We start from the raw sequence: 16770 nt of genomic DNA on the forward strand, positions 1-16770 counted from the left end.
GATGATGCGCCACGCCATGGGCCGTCGCATGCTGGAAAGTCCCACCGCGGCGGCTTCGATCGGTGTGCGGCGCCGGGAGCGGGGCAGGGGCCCTGGTAGGCATAAGTCCACCGACGGCGAGGTGAACCGTGATGACCGCCCTGCAGCTGACCGGATCTCCTTCTGCTGACCCGGCGGCTTCCGCGCGTGCGACGGAAGCAGGAGGAGCGCTGCCGCGCGTGGAGGACGCGGGCAAGATCGCGCCGCTCGACGCACGCGATCTGTCCATGATCTTCTTCGACCGTCTCCAGGCCCTCGAGGAGGGCACCGGCGAGTACCAGTACGTCCGCAGCACCCTTATCGAGATGAACCTGTCGCTGGTGGATTTCGTAGTCCGCCGGTTCCGCAACCGCGGCGACGGCGAGAGGGAGGACATCACCCAGGTCGGCATGATCGGTCTGATCAAGGCCATCGACCGGTTCGACCTGACCCGCGGAGTCGTCTTCTCCTCCTTTGCGATTCCCTGCATCGAGGGCGAGATCAAGCGCTACTTCCGCGACTCCACCTGGGCTGTCCACGTCCCCCGCCGTCTGCAGGAGCTGCGGACCGAGCTGGCCAAAGCGAAGGAGCACCTGTCCAACGAGCTGGACCGCGACCCGAACATCAGGGAGCTCGCCGCCCACCTCAATCTTTCCGAACAGGAAGTCGAGGAGGGCCTGGTCGCCGCCAACGCCTACATCGCCGACCCTCTCGACACGCCCACCCCTGGAGACGACGAGGGCCCCCGGGAGACAGGGCGCAGTCACGCGGACACCGCCGGTGAACCGGACCCCGCCATGGAGCTGTTCGAGAACCTGCACACCCTGGCGCCCCTGCTGCACGAGCTGGACGACCGCGAGCAGAAGATCATCGAAATGCGCTTCTGGCAGGACCTGACCCAGGTCCGCATCGGCGAGGAACTCGGCATCTCTCAGATGCACGTCTCCCGCCTTCTGGCACGCGCCCTGACAAAGCTCCGTACCGGCCTTCTCCCTGGCTAGTGGCCACTTCGGGGCCAGGGGAGGACACGGCGGCCCGACATCCGCCACCACCGGCGGGGGACTGGGACGGATTCTTGCCCAGCCCGGAGTTACTCGCCAGCCAGCCTGTACGGGTGGGTGACGTGGACGGGGGTAATCGCGTTGCGAGTCGGGGGTTGGTCAGCGTCAACGCTGGCGACCCCAGTGCATGAGAGGAACGGTGCGATGGGCAACCCGCTGACCGTGCGATCTAACCGGCATGCAGCTGCCACCCCACGGCCCGCAGCCAATACCGAGATCTGGCTCGAGGACCCGCCCCCTGCAGGCGATTCCCCCGTTGATGCTGCGGAGGCGGCGGCGCTGCGGGAGGAAGTGGACCAGTTGCGGCAGGCGCTTGCCTCTCCCACGGCGGTGATCGATCAGGCGATGGGCATCGTGATGGCCCTGGGCCGTCTGCCTGCGAATGAGGCATGGAACGTGCTGCGCGAAGTCACGCAGCGCACCAACAGCAAGCTGCACCTGGTTTCTCAACTCCTCACGGCTTGGGCCGAGAGCGGTGAGCTGCATCTCGGTGTCCGTATCGCCTTGGAGGAAGCCGTCCGGGGGAGGGAAGCCCGGGAGGGGCGTCCCGGTCCGCTCTGCGCTGGCTGAGGTGAGCCGTGCGGGGTACCCGCACAGGGTGGGGCCGTACTTCGGAGTGCCGGTGAGATCACGGAAGAAGGCGTTGGACCGTGAACGGGTCAACTACAGAGAGCGGCCTGATATCCAGTCAACACTTGAGCGGGGACCCCGTCCGCACCTGCGAGCCGGCGCTCCTGGGCGAGGACGTCCCTGCCGTACCGGAGCAACGGGATACAGACTCTGAGAGCACCACGATAGTGCTGGGCGAGGACTGACCGCGGTTCCCGGCCCCATCGTCGAGGTTCACCACGCACCCTCGCCTCTCAGGCGGTCCAGGGTGGTCAAGTCGATGCGCTCAGCAGCGGATACCGGGCGGCCAGGCACGTCTCGCCATCACGGGCTGCTGCGTTCGCCTCATGCCCGAGCGCAGAGGGCTTGATGCCGCCTCGCAGCGGGCAGCAGTCAATGCGTGATCCTTTCTCCATGGTTGCAGCCGGAGGCGTGGAAGTCCGGACGGTGGGCCCGTCTGTGTGGCGGGGTGTGCGGCGCCGTTGCCCTTGTCGGGGTGCTGGTGGGGTGCGGCTCGGTCGATGAGCGCGAGGTGGCGGTCAGATCGGCGGTGGAGGGGTTCGACGCCGCGGCGGCTGCGCGGGACGGTGCTTCGCTCTGTGCGGCATTGGCGTCGGGTACGCGCAGTGAGCTGGAGGATTCGGAGCATCAGCCGTGCGCCGAGGCAGCCGCCGGTTTGGGGTTGCCGCCGGCTGGTGCTGTCGACGGGATGGATGTCTATGGCCAGGAGGCCCGGGTGGTCGCGGCGGGGGACACGTTGTTCCTGTCGCGGTTCACCGGCGGGTGGAAGGTCGTTGCGGCCGGCTGTCGGCCCGAGCCCGGCCGCCCCTACCAGTGCGTGATCAAGGGCGGTTGAGCGGCGATGCGCGTGATGTTCGTGCTCTGTCTCGCTGTGGTCTATGGCGGCTTGGCCTACTTCATCGCGGTGGGGCTGATGCAGCGATGATCGGGCCCGGCGAAGCGACTGCCCGCCAAGGGCGGCGGGGGAAGGGGGCAGGCCATGCGCCGCTGGCTGCGTGACAACAGTCTGGGCCTCGTATTCGGCCTCGCGTTTGTGCTGACACTCGCCGGCCAGGCGATCGCGGGCCGTGCCGAGTTCAACCAGCAGCTCGCCGTCGATGGCTTGCAGCAGATCGGCTTCCTCCCGTACCTGACGACGTCCGACTTCGCGGTCGATGTCACGGAGAACTGGCAGTCGGAGTATCTGCAGTTCTTCCTCTACATCTTCGGCACCGTGTACCTGCTCCAGCGCGGCTCTCCCGAGTCGAAGGAGCTGCACAAGGCCGGAACGGAGACCGATCAGGAACAGCAGGTGGGGGAGTTCGCCACCGAACAGTCCCCCCGTTGGGCGGCGGCCGAGGGCTGGCGACGCACCCTGTACTCACGGTCCCTCGGTCTGGTGATGGCCTCAATATTTCTGCTGTCGTGGCTGGCGCAATCCATCGCCGGCACAGCGGCCTACAACGGGGAGCGCCTGCGACAACTGCAGGCTCCGATCTCCTGGAGCGAGTACCTGGCCTCCGCCGACTTCTGGAGCCGCACCCTTCAGAACTGGCAATCCGAGCTGCTCGCTGTCGCCTCGATGGCAATCCTGTCGGTCTACCTCCGCCAACGGGGATCGCCCGAGTCCAAGCCGGTCGGCGCCCCGCACCACTCCACCGGCATCGAAGGCTAATACCGACAGCGCGCGGATCAGGCCCTATCGGGCTGTCAGCCGCCGAGGCCGCCGCTGCCGAAGGAGCCGCCGGATTCGTCGGCGTCGCGCCGCCTGCCGCCGGGGGCGGGCCTCGATCCCTGGTTCCCGTAGCCGCCGAGCTCATGGGGTGTCAGCCGTTCCCCGTCCGCCCCGAAGTCTTCGGGCTCCCGCCGGGCCTCGACGTGAGACCGCTGTGCGGGCCGCCGGGGCTGTTCCTCGGGACGGGGAGGCCGGGCCCGGCCCCGGCGTGCACCCACCCGCCAGACCACCCCGACGAGCAGGACGAGGAGAGCGGCGGCGATCAGGACGAAGACGATGACTGCGGGAGCGCCGTCACCGGCGGCGAGCCTGTGCCCGTCGTCGGCCGGCCGGAGGAAAGGACTCATGAACCATGGGTACCCCGACCCGGCCATATATCGCGCATCCATGGCATCGACGGAGTGAAAAAGGGATCCGTGAGTCGTGGCCCCTCACCAAGCCGTACCGCCACGAACAATCCCGCCGGCCGGGCTACTGCGATGTCGACTGCTGCCATGACGAGGTCGTGCTGAACCAGCACGGGCACGTCCTCGCGCGACTCAGTTCGGGAGCGGTCGACACCGCCCCCGACCCGCTGATCCAGCCCAGCTCCCCGCCACCGGCCTCACAGCGGCTTGCGCAGAGTCGACTCCCCCTTGCGCCACGACCTCAGCAGCCGGTCGCCCAGCCTGGCGTCGGCCCACTCCGTCGCGTCGATGCCGAAGGCCACGTCCGCCTCCAGCCACGGTTCCTCCTCGAGGAGCCCCGCGATCACCTCACGCCTCACCACCTGCTCGTGCACCGCGTCCGCCTCCACGTGCTCCGCGTAGAAGTGGACGGCGGCCGGGCCCGCCTCCAGCCGCCGCATGGCCGCGGCCATCCGGCGTGAGCCGGGCGACGACGTCACTTCGACGGCCGCGAAGTGCCCCACCAGGGCCCCGCGCAGCGCTCGGTGCAGCCCGAACAGGGACATCAGATTGGCGAGCGTCAGCATCTCGGAGGCCGCCGCGTCGACGTAGTGCCCGTATGACGTGTCCAGGCCGAGATCCGCCATCAGGTCGGCGAACAGCTGGGCGTGCACACGCTCCGCGCGGCCCGCACCGAACTCGTCGTACTCCACCGCGACCATGGCCGCCTTCGCCCTGCCCCACAGCCGGGGGATGACCCAGGCGTGCGGGTCGGCCTCCTTGAGGTGGTAGAGCGAGCGCTGGGCTGCGTACTCGCGCAGCTGCCACACCTCGCCCTCGTCCTTCAGGTAGTGCGAGGTCCCGGCGCCGTCGACCGGCTCGACCAGGATCTCCTCCAGCGCTTCCGTCACGCTCTCGCGCCGGGGTACGTCGGCACGGAGCGCGGTCAGGAAGCGCTGCTCCATTGCGCCGCGCAGCCGCAGCAGTTCGGGATCCCACTCCCAGTCCGGATCGACACCCGCGAATCCGACAGGTCACCCCGGTGCTCGGGCAAGGCGGGCCCGGCCGACCGCCCGTCGTCGGTCCTGTCGGCGGGCCGTTCCGCCCTCGACGGCTGTCCGGAGGTCTGCACGGCTGTCACTTCCCGGCCTCCTCGGCGCGCTCCGCACGAATCACCACGAGCTCTTCCTTCTCCTCACCGGGCCCGATCAGCCCCTGTATCTCCAGCCACTTCCTTCGCGAACGCAGCACCGGTCCGAAGGGCACATAGCGGCGGTCCTCCACCGTCGCGCGCAGACCGGCCCGGCCCAGGCGCTCCAGGGTCGGCGGCACACCGCACAGGCCGGAATGCACCAGCAGCAGCACACCTCCTGGCCGCAGCACGCCCGCCGCGCCGTCGCAGATCCGGTCCACCAGCGCCCGGCCGCTGTGTCCGGCGTCCCAGGCGAGCGAGGGCCCTCGGCGAGGCAGCCCCGGCTCGGGCGCCGGTACGTACGGCGGATTGCTGAGGACGACATCGAACCGGCGGTGCGCGACGGGCTCCAGCAGGTCGCCGCGCAGCACCTGGACCCGCAGTCCGGCGAGGGCCGCGTTGACACGGGTGGTCACCACGGCCCGCCGGGCACGGTCGACGGCGGTCACCCTCGCTCCGCGCCGAGCTGCGGCCAGGGCCAGGGCACCCGTTCCGGTCCCGACGTCCAGCACGTCAGCACCCGGTGCCAGCGGGAGGCGCCCCAGGGCGTCCGCAAGGAGGAAGGTGTCCTCCTGGGGTGCGTACACGCGCGGTGGCACCCATACGCGGCACCCCAGACCGGTTCCGTCCACAAGGCCCTGCATCCACAATCACCTCTGCAATTTGCGTCCCTGGAGGACGTTGCTGGACGGCATCGCTTCGCGGGCGGCCAAATGTGCGGGTGGCTGCGTCCCCACCTGAGGATCCGCCGTGGTGCACGAGTGCCCAGTGAGACGGGCCTCCTCACCACCGAAGGTGGCATCGATGCAAAAGAGCCTGCAGGAGATCAGAGACGCTGAACGTGGTGCTCTTGTACGACCCTTGTCCGCCGATGCCGCAGCGTCGAAGCCACACCTCCTGATCCGAGCACACCGGCCGCGGCCACTGTCGGCACATGATCACCAGGTGGAGAGTCACGGTGGCCCACGGCGCCGGCATCAACCGGCTACGCGGTCTCCCCGCTGTGGCTGGTCTAGTGCACGGCGGCGACCTGAAGCGCGCACTCAGCTCGCCGAGGCATCCTGCTGAGGGCTCAGAATGTGACTGAGCTGCTGTTCACGATGTCGGCGTTCATGTTGATGCGCATCATCTGCAGGGCCGCTTCGGCCAGGTCGGCGTGGATGTGTGCAACGGCGTCTTGGGGGACGGTGACCTTCAGGTGGCGGATGTGGGCGTCGAGAGCGGAGTACAGGACGCATTGTTCGGTGACCTGCCCGCACAGCACAACGTTACCGACCTCGAGCTGGCTCAGTAGGTACGCCAGGGGGGTTTCGTAGAAGATCGAGTGCCGTGCTTTGACGACGAACAGGGACGCGTCGTCGGGACGCAGCGGCTCGACCAGATCGGCATGCGGCCCGGCGAGCGCCGTCTCGAGGATCTCGCCGTGATGCGAGCGCCATTCGCCGAAGTTGTCGTTGACGTAGATGACGGGAATTTGCTGCGCCCGAGCATGTCCGATCAAGTCCACCATGGGAGGAATCGCCTTCTCCACAGAAGGGAGCAGCAGCTCCGCATCGGCATGGTCGTACGTGTTGATCATGTCGATCACGATGACGGCGCTTCTCCTGCGACTCATGCCCCAATGATCTCGCTGTTCCGTTCGGCCTGCAGCTTCCCCGAGTAGATCTCGGCTGCCTCGCGCCGTCCGGCAAGGCGCTGGGCACAGCCGTATGCGCCAACCGTTCAGGTGCCGTCCCTCGGTCGGCGCTTTCGGTGTCGCGGTCGGGACGGTCTTCGGCTGGAGTGGTGAGGTGGCCGCTGGGCCGGGCATGCGGTGGGTGGTCGCGGGAAGGCGCTGGGTGAGGTGGGCCGTCGGGTCTGCTGAGTCCTTCGACGGTGAGGAGAGGTGTCATGCCGGCTGGTTCCAGTCCCAAGCGGGAGCGTCAGTACGAGCGCATCAAGGAAGGCGCCGAGAAGCGCGGTGCCTCGGCCGGCCGGGCGAAGGAGATCGCGTCCCGGACGGTCAACAAGGAGCGCGCCAGGTCGGGGGAGTCGAAGACGGCGAGCAAGACGTCCGCGAAGGACAAGAAGTCCGCCTCCCAGCGCGGTGGTGAGCGCTCTCACAGCGGTTCGCAGGGCCCGACGAGGGACCAGCTGTACGCGGAGCCGAAGAAGAAGAACATCGAGGGCCGTTCCTCGATGAACAAGCAGCAGCTGCAAAAGGCCGTCGGCCGCTGACTGCGGCCCGGCCACATACGCCGCGGCAGCCTGCGCGCCTTGAGCGCGCAGCTGCCGCGGCTGTCTGCATGCCTCGCGTCCGGCCGCCCGGGCGGGGCGCCGGGCGCCAGGGAGTCAGTCCGTCGACAGGGCTTCGAGGAGGTCGCCGACCTTCGGGTCGGGCAGGGCGCGGGCGACGTCGGCCTGGGCGACCATGCCGACCAGGTCGTGTCCGTCGATGACGGGCAGTCGGCGGACCTTGTGCTGGATCATGGTGCGCAGGATTTCCTCGGCGTCGTCGTCGGCACCGATCGTTACTGCTTCGCCCTGAGCCAGCTCGCCGGCCTTGACCGAGGCGGGGTCCTTGCCTGCGCCGAGCACCTTCACGACGATGTCGCGATCGGTCAGCATGCCCTTCAGCCTGTTGTCGGTGCCGCAGATCGGCAGCGCACCGACGCCGAGGTCCTTCATCTTCTTCGCCGCGTCCAGAACACTCTCGTCGGCGCCGATGCACTCGGTACCGCTCGTCATGATCTCTCGAGCCGTCGTCATGACCGCTTCCTCTCTCGAAAACTGATAGATGGCGACGGACTACGGGTTCCCCCGGCTCAGGGCCCATAACGCCGCGGGGCCGGACGCGACCCGTACGAGCGCGGCGCTCGGCGGGGTGCTCAAGCCACGCTTGCCGGCTCCGGGGGGCGACGGGCCCCTGGCCTCGCCGTCGGGACTCTCGCGGCTTACCGCCAGGAGTTACATGAGATGGGGGGCGGCCAACCGGATGCTACGGCCGTGCCCAGTCGCAGCTGTCACTCGTAGGTGTGCCGAAACCCTGCCGATCACTGAAAGACTGGCTGGAGGCGGGCGTGGCGAGCGGGAACCGCGAGGACCTCGGCGAAAATCCGCCCCGCAACGTAGAGAACGTGACCATGACCCGCTGCGTCCCCAACGCCCATCACACTGTGTCGCGCTGAAGTAGCCACCGGCCCACGGCCGCCCTCTGGCACGGCAATGCCGGAGGGCGTACGTGCAAGAGCTGCCCACAAAGGCGCGGACCACGAGGGAGACCCTGCGCGGGTACCCGGCCGCGAAGTCACCCGTCCGCTGCCGTTACCGGCGAGTTCCACGAACTCCGTCCGCCGTCACGACGAGCGGAATGTGGGCGCACAAGGATGCGTGAGGGCGGATGTCAGCGGCAAGCCTGGAGGCATGACGACAACGCTCGGCGCCTTTGTTCTCGGTACTCCCGACCCTCCCGCGCTGGCCGACTTCTACCGGGCTCTACTCGGCTGGCAAGAAGTCGACCGTGACCCGGAGTGGGTTCGCCTGAAGGACCCGGAGCAGGAGGGCCCCAGTCTCAGCTTCCAGTTGGAAACCGATCACATCCCTCCGAGGTGGCCGCAGCGCCCAGGCACTCAGCAGATGCAGGCGCACCTCGACTTGCAGGTCGACGATCTGGAGGCGGAGACCGAACGGGCCTGCGACCTGGGCGCGACGCTGCCGGAGTATCAGCCTCAGAAGGACGTGCGGGTCCTCTGCGATCCTCACGGGCATCCGTTCTGCCTCTTCCTGCCGGGCGCCTGAATGCCGCCAATTTGGCACCGGCAGGCGGATACCAGCGATGGAGCGTTGGGAACCGTCACCTGCGAGTGCAGGCTGAGCTGGGCGACGAGGGCGGTGGACCGGACGCCCGTCCGGTGACTTGTCCACACGGGAGGTGACGACGGCCAGTTGATGAAGCGGTAGGCCGGACTAGAATGGTCCTACTGATCGGCACTAGGGACGGCAAGCGGATCGCCGGGGGCGCCCTTCTTCGCCGCTTCCATCTGCTCGCCGAGTTCGGTGAGGCGTTTGCGGCCCATAGCCTTGCGCACGTCCGGAAACCACTCCTTCTCTTCTTCCTCGACGTGGTGGCGGACGTTTTCCATCAGGACGCTCATCATGGCGTCGAAGCGTTCGTCAGTCACATCGAGGCCTTTGAGTTCCGAGAGCATCCACAGCACGACGTGGTGCTCCTCGATGCTCTCGAGGACGTGGTCCTTGGTGTCAGGCGCGGCCTGGCGGGCGGCCGGTTAGAAGATCTTCTCCTCGATCCAGGTGTGAGTGGTGAGTTCATCGATCACCTGGTTTGCGATCTTGCGCTTCTCGGCGTGGGCGTTGTCGCCGGCCTTCTCGAACTGCTTGAACAGCTTTTCGACCGCCTTGTGGTCTTCCTTAAGCAGCACGATCCCGTCCACTGACGCCTCCTTGTGTCGGGCGGCGCGGCGCCATCCTGATGCCGCCTACCCAGCGGGCCGGCGCAAGCCGCGGGCGGGACAGGTTCTTGGCCCGGAAAGGCGACGTGCCTACGCCGTACGCCAATGTTCGTGCTGCCAGCAGAACGTGCCAGGCGGGTCGGGCGCTGGGGCACAGGTGCAAGGACTGCTGCTCTAGCAGGATCCGACGTACCAGAGGCCCAAGCCGAGCGGGCGCACAGTTCAAGCCAGAGTGCGAGGTACAGGGCGGACAGAGTTTTCGGGGTGAAGCCCGGGGCACTCGTGGCCCCGGCAATCATTCATCCGCAGTGTTCAACAGTTCCGGAGGGAGACACATGATCTTTCTTGTCGCCGCCTTCCTAGTCCTCGGAGTCATTGTGGGCGCTGCAGCCCATCTGCCTCTCCCTGTCACCCTCGTAGCCGCCGTTGCCATCGGTTGCTGGTTGATCATCTACGGTCTGCGCAGGCGCCGGGCCCACAACGGCACAGCTCAACGGCCCGCTGCCTACCAGAACGAGGGGGCCCGATGACACAGCGCGTCCAGGAGACAACGCAGAAGCCGTCCCGCCAGAGTCCCTACAGTTTGGCCGCGGCATCCTTCATTCTCGGCCTGGTCGGACTCCTGGTCTTCAACCTGTTCCTGGGGCCGGCCGCCATCGTCCTCGGCCTTCTCGCACTCCGGCGTGGCACCACCCACCGCAACCGGGCCTACCTCGGCATTACACTCGGCGTCGCCGACCTGGTCGTTCTTGCTCTACTGACAGCGGCTGACAACACCGTTACCTGGCACATCTGACCGGCGGCGAACAGCGCCGGATGGGCAGCATCACCAAGGGCCACCGATTTTCAGCGGCGACGAGCGCGGCGAACGCTTGGGCGGGACGCAGCCGTTCCCAGTTCCCCTACCGAGGCCACGAGGCCCGCGACGGGGCACATGGCTCGAGATTCCCCGCTCAGCTGCTCGGCCTGACAGCTGGATGGCGCTCGCAGTGCGGCCCCTGTAAGGAGCAGGGCGAGCCCCGGCGAATCAGCCAGCGGCTAGCCGTGCCATGGGCAGGAGAGGGGCCGTGGCGTCGTCGCGCTTGCCGCCGTGGTCATCGAGTACGGCGTGGGACCCAAAGGCTTGAGGCCGGGACCTCGTCAGCCTCCTGGCGCAGGATGCAGTAGCACAGCGGCCCGGGCCGATGGGGCTTGCTCAGAGGGCCAGGATCAACGCGTAGGCCAGGAAGAATGCTGCAACAAGGCCGACGACCACGAGAATGGCTATCAAGGGGCCCTTGCCCCAGCCACGCGACTGCTCATCGCGAGGACCGGCGCCGGAGCCCGTGCTCCCTTCTGCGGGCGGCGTCTCACCTGGGGGAACGGACCCACCAGGATCGAGTCCGGGGGTGGTACGAGGGTCGGGGTCAGACGGGTGGGCACTCATGCATAGCGAGTGCCCGCCTCGGGGCAGCTAAACGATTGCACGCATATGTCCGTCTCGAGCACCCGCTGCCCCAGAGCCCAAGCTGTTCGGCCTCACCGAATGCTGAGCCGAGCGATCAGTACTGGCGTTTAAGGCTTCGTCCAGGGTGTTCGCCGAGTCCACCTTCCTCAATCTGCTGCGGATGCGCCGGCTGACCGATCTGCGGGTCGCCGCGCCGACCCCGGCTCTCAACCGCCTACTCGATATCACCGGAGCCGACCAGGCTCTGGCCCTGCACGCCACCGTGGCCAACGCGTCCGCCTGACGCCTCTGCCTCGCCGAAGACCGGCGCTCGAGCACGCCGTATCTTCCGACAGGGGCGGGGCGAGAGCGCCGCAGGTGAGTGGCCCCACCCGGGATGGGACGTGACGGGGGAGGATGGCGGGGAACGGGCACGACATGAGATGCCGAGGCTGACGATGCAGCACACGGTGAGATGACCAAGCTTGCGGTCCGAACGGTTCAGGCGCGGCCGCGAGGGCGAGCCGCGCCTATGACGGCGACTCGGGGTCGATCGCCGCGGCGCGGCACTTCGCTACCGGCTTCGTGACCCAGCTGCGAGACAGTCACAGCTCACGGTGGCACGCCATGCGGTGGGCGCGATCGAGTTGGTGGTGAGCGAACTGATTACGAACGCGTGCAAGTACGCTCCAGGGCCGATGCTGCTCGACCTGGAACTCACGGGCCGGACCTTGGAGATCACTGTTACGGACTCCAGCCCGGCCATCCGATCGCCCGGCAAGCCGGCGTGACCGGGGCGGGCTGGGGTTCGATGTGCAGCGCTGGCCGGTCGGCAAACGCATCCGTGTCCGGATGCCGTTCTCCTCTGTCGCTTGAGGAGTTCGTCAACTGCTTGGCGTGCGGGCTCCTGGTGGGGTGAGCGGCAGTTGGTTATGTGTGCGAGGTCGGGTCTCGGGCAGGCGCTCATGAGACGACCGCCCGCCACCCTCGAGGAGAACTCACGATGGTGTCCCCGCAGTTGACCACACCGCCCCTCTCTGACCTGGCAGTTCCTGATTCAGTTCCGGGGGTGAGCGGGGAGCTGCCGTGGGTGGAGGACGCCGCGAAGGTCGCCCCGAAGGATGCGCGGCAGCTGTCGAAGCTGTTCTTCGACCAGTTGCAGGTCCTGGAAGAGGGCACGGCGGAGTATCAGTACGCGCGGAACACGCTGATCGAGATGAACCTGTCCCTCGTCAGGTTCGCGGTGCGCCGGTTCCGTAACCGGGGTGACGGGGAGATGGAGGACATCACCCAGGTCGGCACGATCGGATTGATCAAGGCGATCGACCGGTTCGACCTCACGCGCGAGGTCGAGTTCTCCTCCTTCGCCATCCCCTACATCGTGGGGGAGATCAAACGCTTCTTCCGCGACTCCACCTGGGCCGTGCACGTCCCGCGCCGGCTGCAGGAGCTGCGCGTCGAACTCGCCAAGGCCAAGGAAACCCTCAACCCCCGCCTGGATCGCGATCCCACGGCCAAGGAGCTCGCCGACTACCTCCACCTGACGGAAGGGGAAGTCATCGAGGGCCTGGTCGCCTCGGCCGGCTACATCGCGAACTCGATCGACACCCCCGCCCCCGGTGAAGAGGACGCGAGTGACGGCGGCCGTAGCTACGCCGACATCCTGGGCGATGACGACCCGGCGATGGACCTGTTCGAGGACCTGCACGCCCTCGCGCCGCTGCTCCAGGACCTCGACGACCGCGAGCGCAGGATCATCGAAATGCGGTTCGGACAGGAACTCACCCAGGAACGCATCGGCGAGGAACTCGGCATCTCCCAGATGCACGTCTCCCGGCTCCTCAGCCGCACCCTGGCCCGCCTCCGCGAAGGCCTTCTCGCCCGCGGCTAGGAGCGTGACAACGGGCGGCCAGGCCGCGGGCCGGTAACGGACTCCACCTGTGCGTCAGTGCGCGCCGGCTTAGTGGGCAGCCAGCTTTGTAGTCGGCGCTCAATCCGTGGCGGCGGGCTGTTCGTTGTCAACGTGCTTGAGCGCCATGCGGCTTGGGTTCCGTGCCCCGTGGGTTGCCGTGAGGTTGCCTATCGATCATGCTCGTACGCTGGCAAACCCGGAGCCCGCAGGTCTCGAGTTCCAGGGGCTGCACCGTGTGGAACTCGTGATCGGCGCCGTCATGGCCGTGCTCGCGGTGACTGTTGACGTGCACGAGACGATCGGCTTCTCCTCCTTCGGGCGCCTACTACGCCATCGCTGATGCGTCTGCCTGGGCCCTCGCCCCGGACGAGGGCCCTCCGGCGCGGATCGTCCCGGGCGTCGGGGCCGCTGTCTGCGCGGTACGTCGCACGGTGACCGACGAAAGAACGTGACCGCTGCAGGCAGGTATCCGCTGTGGTCAACGGGTGCGGCGGGAGCGCATCACAGCCTGCCCGCCCAGCGAAGTGCCGGTCAGCCCCAGCAGCAGGGCTACGTAGGCGCCGCCAAGTCCGTTGCCCGTGCCGAGCCCACCGTCGGCTGTGGCCGCGACCAGTCCGCCGAGGGTCATGCCGGTCACCCCCACGGTCACGGCCATTGCCGCCCCGAGTGACCCGTTGGCGGTGCCGAGGCGACCGGCAGGTCGGGTCAGCGCGAGCACGGCGATGACCACGGCGGTCAGTCCCAGTAGCCCGCCAGTAGTTGCGCCGAGCCGCCCGATGCTGACGTCGGTGACACTGGCGGCGACCGGCTGGCCCGAGGGGTGCGCTGCCGCTGGTGCGGCAAGACCGAACCCGCCGAGAAGAGCGGTCGCGGAGGTGGCGAACAGGCGACGAGCGGACATCAAGGTGCTCCTTGTCTTCCTACGACTGGATGTGGTTCGAGCATGTCGGCCGGGCCGATGGCAGGTCGTCCAGCAGGCGCAGGCACTTCGCGCTACCGCGGCCGCGGCAGGCGCCCTCGGGGTACTGCGTGCGTGGTAGGCGGGCGCTCGTCCCCGAGCGGGATTCGCCCGCGGCAGCCTCCGGCTACGGTGCGCACATGAGCAGGGAACGGTTCCGCGTTCGGGCCGGTGTCAGAGACTGGCTGATCGCCGTCGGTGTGGCAGGGGCGCTGCTGGTCACCGGGCTGTCCGGGCAGCACTCCGGAACCGGGCTCGACCTGTTTGGCTACGTGTTGCTGGTGGTCGGTGGCCTGGCACTGGCCGGCGGGCGGCGGGCTCCGGTTGCCGTCCTGGCCGTCACCGGGCTGTGCGCGGCGGGGTACCAGGCGGCGGGGTTCGACGTGGCCGCCGTTGCATACCTGTTCGCGGTGTACGCGGCCATGCGGGCGGGACACCGCCTCGTCACGGTGGCGATAAGCGTGGGAGTGCTGGCCGCGCTTCCTATCGCCGCCCTGGCCTCGGGCCTGCACGACACCGGTGAGGCTTTCGCGCAGGCCCGCGGTGCCCTCGAAATCGCCTGGCTGATCGCGGCCGGGGCGGCGGGTGAAGCGTTGCGGCAGGCCGAGCGGCGGGCGGATGAGGCCGAGCGCTCCCGGGAGGAGACGGGGCGGCGCCGCGCCGACGAGGAGCGGCTGCGCATCGCGCGGGAGCTGCACGATTCGCTGACCCACCAGATCTCGGTCATCAAGGTGCAGTCCGAGGTCGCCGTCCACGTCGCCCGCAAGCGGGGTGAACCGGTGCCGGAGGCCCTGCTGGCGATCCAGGAGGCCGGCCGTGAGGCGACCCGGGAGCTCCGCGCGACCCTGGAGGTGCTCCGCGACGATGACACGGCCCCGCCGCGTGGGCTCGACCACGTCCCGGAACTCGTGGAAGGGGCCCGGAGTATCGGCTTGGACGCGACGCTGACGATCGAGGGGCAACGGCAGGTCGTGCCGGTGACGGTGGGCCGGACCGTCTACCGGATCGTTCAGGAGTCGCTCACCAACGTCTCCCGTCATGCGGATGCCCGTACGGCGTCGGTCCGGATCGACTGCCGTCCGGATGCCCTCGCGGTACGCATCGACGACGACGGCAAGGTCACTCCGGACACTGCTCCGGTGCCCGGGGTCGGGCTGCTCGGGATGCGCGAACGCGTCACCGCCCTCGGCGGCCGTCTGCGGGCGGAACCACGGCGCGAGGGCGGCTTCACCGTCCAGGCCGAACTCCCCCTGGAACGAGCCTCATGATCCGAGTCCTGCTGGTCGACGACCAGCCCCTCATCCGCAGCGGATTCCGCGCGCTCCTCGACCTCGAAGACGACATCGAGGTGGTGGCCGAGGCCGCCAACGGGAAGGAAGCCCTGGAGCTCGCCCAGGTGCACCTGCCCGACATCGCGCTCGTCGACATCCAGATGCCGGTCATGGACGGCATCGAAACGACCCGGCGCATCGCCGCCGATCCAACTTTGGCCGGGGTGCACGTCGTCATCCTGACCAACTACGGCCTGGACGAATACGTCTTCGACGCCCTGCGGGCCGGCGCCGCCGGATTTCTCGTCAAGGACATCCTGCCGGAGGACTTCCTGCACGCCGTACGCGTGGCCGCGCGCGGAGACGCCCTTCTGGCACCGTCCATCACCCGCAAGCTGATCAACCGGTACGTCACCCAGCCACTCCCCGGCGCCACCGGCACGGGGCTGGAAGAACTCACCGGGCGCGAACGCGAGGCCGTCGCTCTGGTCGCGCACGGCCCGTCCAACGACGAGATCGCCAACCGCATGGTGATCAGCCCACTAACGGCGAAAACCCACGTCAACCGCGCCATGACCAAACTCCACGCCCGCGACCGTGCCCAGCTCGTGGTCCTCGCCTACCAGTCCGGCCTGGTCACCGCGCGCAGCTCATGACACCCACGGTTCCGGCTGGAGTGCCATGTGCCTGGTCGCCTCGGCTGGGGGCTCCTACGTGTGTAGCGCTGCACGGAGCACTCGTACGAGACGTACGACCGGTGGGTGAGTTTGGGCCTCAAGACCGAGCCCAGCCAGTACGCCAGGAAAGGCTTCGAGGGTGCGATGCCGGGTGAGCACCGGGCCCTTCTTCGCTTCAGTGTGCAACCTGATCCAGGCGGTCGCCGTCTCAAGTAGTGCCACGTGAGTCTCTGCGCCGTTCCGATGCCACGGGGCAAACGTTCTGGATCATCAGGGCGCCGGGTGGCCTGGACTCAGATCGTTGACATCGCGCAGGGTGAGCAGCGATCCACGAGCCAGCGGCTCGCCAGCCCCTCCTTCGACAGGTGTCAGGCAGAAGCCCACGTGGTCTCCCCAGTCGGCCTGCTCCTCCACCCTTCCGATGAACCAGGCGCAGGCATCGTCCAGCACGGGAACGTCCTCACCTCTTGGCTGCCAGCGGACCCGTGCGAACTTGTCGATCCGGTCGCCGGTCTTGCCGCCGAACAACGCAGCGAGCTCGTGCTGTTCGCGCCGGAGCAGATGCACGCCGAGGAACCGGGCCTCGCGTGCCACACGGTAGGTGTGGTTCGCCTTGGACAGCCACACCACGAACCGCACCGGCTCCAGCGAAGACTGTGAGGCGAACCCGACCAGGCAGCCGGCCTGCTTGCCGTCTGCCTTCACCGTCACGACGTACATCGGGGGATCCAGCAGATCCGTGAACCCGTCCATGGTCACCATGGCAACAACCTCCCAGCCGATCGCCGGTTTCGTTCGTACCCGCAGCCGCTCGGAAGACGGAACGGGACCTGACACGCGTATGGCAGTCCGCCGACTACGGTTACCCGCCCCCGGCTGGCGGGACACGGCTGGGGGAGTAGCGGCTCAGAGAGGCGGCCGGGAAACGCCTCCCGAACCGCAGGGCTGCCTCCGCCACCGCTACCGCCGCGGCGCCCGCAAGCAAGTACTCAGGCGAGGGGTGAGCATGGTTGCCGGGCCTGAGTGCGGGAGAGGAGCCGGAGCCGGTCGGCGCGGGCGTAGCGGCCGAGGAGGAGC

Annotated in this window: 19 protein-coding genes and 3 pseudogenes; 13 read left to right on the plus strand and 9 right to left on the minus strand. The window is 68.2% G+C overall.

Translation table 11 applies throughout. The annotated features are described in order from the left end of the window. Positions 1-131 precede the first annotated feature (131 nt). From OHA05_RS36340 to OHA05_RS36355, 4 genes are all read left to right on the plus strand, one after another. Complete coding sequence (locus OHA05_RS36340; protein ID WP_328863003.1) at positions 132-1019, plus strand: SigB/SigF/SigG family RNA polymerase sigma factor; 888 nt, start codon at positions 132-134, stop codon at positions 1017-1019. A 204-nt stretch (positions 1020-1223) separates the two neighbouring features. Continuing rightward, positions 1224-1649 (plus strand): ANTAR domain-containing protein, encoded by a 426-nt coding sequence (locus tag OHA05_RS36345; protein WP_328863004.1) that lies wholly within the window; start codon positions 1224-1226, stop codon positions 1647-1649. A 439-nt stretch (positions 1650-2088) separates the two neighbouring features. Beyond that, positions 2089-2544: a hypothetical protein gene (locus OHA05_RS36350; RefSeq protein ID WP_328863005.1), complete on the plus strand. Its 456-nt coding sequence runs from the start codon at positions 2089-2091 to the stop codon at positions 2542-2544. Positions 2545-2688: 144 nt separating this feature from the next. After that, on the plus strand, positions 2689-3363 hold the full coding sequence (locus tag OHA05_RS36355) for a DUF6766 family protein (RefSeq protein ID WP_328863006.1): 675 nt from the start codon (positions 2689-2691) through the stop codon (positions 3361-3363). Between the two features lie 35 nt (positions 3364-3398). Here OHA05_RS36355 and OHA05_RS36360 read toward each other — a convergent pair whose 3' ends face one another. The 4 genes and pseudogenes from OHA05_RS36360 to OHA05_RS36375 all read right to left on the minus strand — a co-directional run bounded on the left by OHA05_RS36360 (position 3399) and on the right by OHA05_RS36375 (position 6616). Next, positions 3399-3770, minus strand: a complete 372-nt coding sequence (locus OHA05_RS36360) for a DUF6479 family protein (RefSeq protein WP_328862968.1) — start codon at positions 3768-3770, stop codon at positions 3399-3401. 257 nt (positions 3771-4027) lie between these two features. Then, a pseudogene (locus tag OHA05_RS36365) lies at positions 4028-4837 on the minus strand (iron-containing redox enzyme family protein); the annotation flags it as partial. 109 nt (positions 4838-4946) lie between these two features. Continuing rightward, positions 4947-5645 carry a HemK2/MTQ2 family protein methyltransferase gene (locus tag OHA05_RS36370; RefSeq protein ID WP_328863007.1) on the minus strand — a complete coding sequence of 233 codons (699 nt, stop codon included), beginning with the start codon at positions 5643-5645 and terminating at the stop codon, positions 4947-4949. Positions 5646-6073: 428 nt separating this feature from the next. Beyond that, the gene (locus OHA05_RS36375; RefSeq protein ID WP_328863008.1) at positions 6074-6616 is read right to left on the minus strand and encodes an isochorismatase family cysteine hydrolase; all 543 of its coding nucleotides are present in this window, start codon (positions 6614-6616) and stop codon (positions 6074-6076) included. Positions 6617-6891: 275 nt separating this feature from the next. On the opposite strand from OHA05_RS36375, the gene OHA05_RS36380 reads away from it, so the two are divergent. Further along, entirely contained in the window at positions 6892-7218 is a 327-nt protein-coding gene (locus OHA05_RS36380; RefSeq protein WP_328863009.1) for a plasmid stabilization protein, read from the plus strand. Positions 7219-7332: 114 nt separating this feature from the next. On the opposite strand, the gene OHA05_RS36385 is transcribed toward OHA05_RS36380, so the two are convergent. Next, the gene (locus OHA05_RS36385; protein ID WP_328863010.1) at positions 7333-7749 is read right to left on the minus strand and encodes a CBS domain-containing protein; all 417 of its coding nucleotides are present in this window, start codon (positions 7747-7749) and stop codon (positions 7333-7335) included. A 654-nt stretch (positions 7750-8403) separates the two neighbouring features. Between OHA05_RS36385 and OHA05_RS36390 the strand changes: the two genes are divergently transcribed. Beyond that, the gene (locus tag OHA05_RS36390; protein ID WP_328863011.1) at positions 8404-8778 is read left to right on the plus strand and encodes a VOC family protein; all 375 of its coding nucleotides are present in this window, start codon (positions 8404-8406) and stop codon (positions 8776-8778) included. A gap of 179 nt (positions 8779-8957) precedes the next feature. On the opposite strand, the pseudogene OHA05_RS36395 reads toward OHA05_RS36390, so the two are convergent. After that, positions 8958-9431, minus strand: a pseudogene (locus OHA05_RS36395) (hemerythrin domain-containing protein). Between the two features lie 544 nt (positions 9432-9975). Here OHA05_RS36395 and OHA05_RS36400 point away from each other — a divergent pair. Further along, entirely contained in the window at positions 9976-10245 is a 270-nt protein-coding gene (locus OHA05_RS36400) for a DUF4190 domain-containing protein (protein ID WP_328863012.1), read from the plus strand. A 399-nt stretch (positions 10246-10644) separates the two neighbouring features. Here OHA05_RS36400 and OHA05_RS36405 read toward each other — a convergent pair whose 3' ends face one another. Further along, positions 10645-10875, minus strand: coding sequence for a DUF6480 family protein (locus tag OHA05_RS36405; protein ID WP_328863013.1), 231 nt, complete (start codon positions 10873-10875; stop codon positions 10645-10647). A gap of 145 nt (positions 10876-11020) precedes the next feature. Here OHA05_RS36405 and OHA05_RS36410 point away from each other — a divergent pair, with 145 nt between their 5' ends. From OHA05_RS36410 to OHA05_RS36425, 4 genes and pseudogenes are all read left to right on the plus strand, one after another. Then, complete coding sequence (locus tag OHA05_RS36410; protein WP_328863014.1) at positions 11021-11179, plus strand: hypothetical protein; 159 nt, start codon at positions 11021-11023, stop codon at positions 11177-11179. Between the two features lie 349 nt (positions 11180-11528). Then, positions 11529-11666, plus strand: coding sequence for an ATP-binding protein (locus OHA05_RS36415; RefSeq protein WP_328863532.1), 138 nt, complete (start codon positions 11529-11531; stop codon positions 11664-11666). Between the two features lie 212 nt (positions 11667-11878). Beyond that, the gene (locus tag OHA05_RS36420) at positions 11879-12766 is read left to right on the plus strand and encodes an RNA polymerase sigma factor SigF (protein WP_328863015.1); all 888 of its coding nucleotides are present in this window, start codon (positions 11879-11881) and stop codon (positions 12764-12766) included. Positions 12767-13004: 238 nt separating this feature from the next. Continuing rightward, a pseudogene (locus OHA05_RS36425) lies at positions 13005-13209 on the plus strand (amino acid permease); the annotation flags it as partial. 56 nt (positions 13210-13265) lie between these two features. Here OHA05_RS36425 and OHA05_RS36430 read toward each other — a convergent pair. Beyond that, the gene (locus OHA05_RS36430) at positions 13266-13688 is read right to left on the minus strand and encodes a DUF6223 family protein (RefSeq protein ID WP_328863016.1); all 423 of its coding nucleotides are present in this window, start codon (positions 13686-13688) and stop codon (positions 13266-13268) included. A 197-nt stretch (positions 13689-13885) separates the two neighbouring features. On the opposite strand from OHA05_RS36430, the gene OHA05_RS36435 reads away from it, so the two are divergent. Together OHA05_RS36435 and OHA05_RS36440 are read left to right on the plus strand one after the other, a co-directional pair. Further along, positions 13886-15013: a sensor histidine kinase gene (locus OHA05_RS36435; protein WP_328863017.1), complete on the plus strand. Its 1128-nt coding sequence runs from the start codon at positions 13886-13888 to the stop codon at positions 15011-15013. Continuing rightward, a complete protein-coding gene (locus tag OHA05_RS36440) occupies positions 15010-15672 on the plus strand; it encodes a response regulator transcription factor (protein WP_328863018.1) in 663 nt (220 codons plus the stop codon). Before OHA05_RS36435 ends, OHA05_RS36440 begins: the two co-directional genes overlap by 4 nt. Positions 15673-15963: 291 nt before the next feature. Here OHA05_RS36440 and OHA05_RS36445 read toward each other — a convergent pair whose 3' ends face one another. Next, a complete protein-coding gene (locus OHA05_RS36445) occupies positions 15964-16455 on the minus strand; it encodes a flavin reductase family protein (RefSeq protein WP_328863019.1) in 492 nt (163 codons plus the stop codon). Between the last annotated feature and the right edge of the window lie 315 nt (positions 16456-16770).

This window comes from Streptomyces sp. NBC_00306, from assembly GCF_036169555.1.
GTDB classification, from domain to species: domain Bacteria; phylum Actinomycetota; class Actinomycetes; order Streptomycetales; family Streptomycetaceae; genus Streptomyces; species Streptomyces achmelvichensis.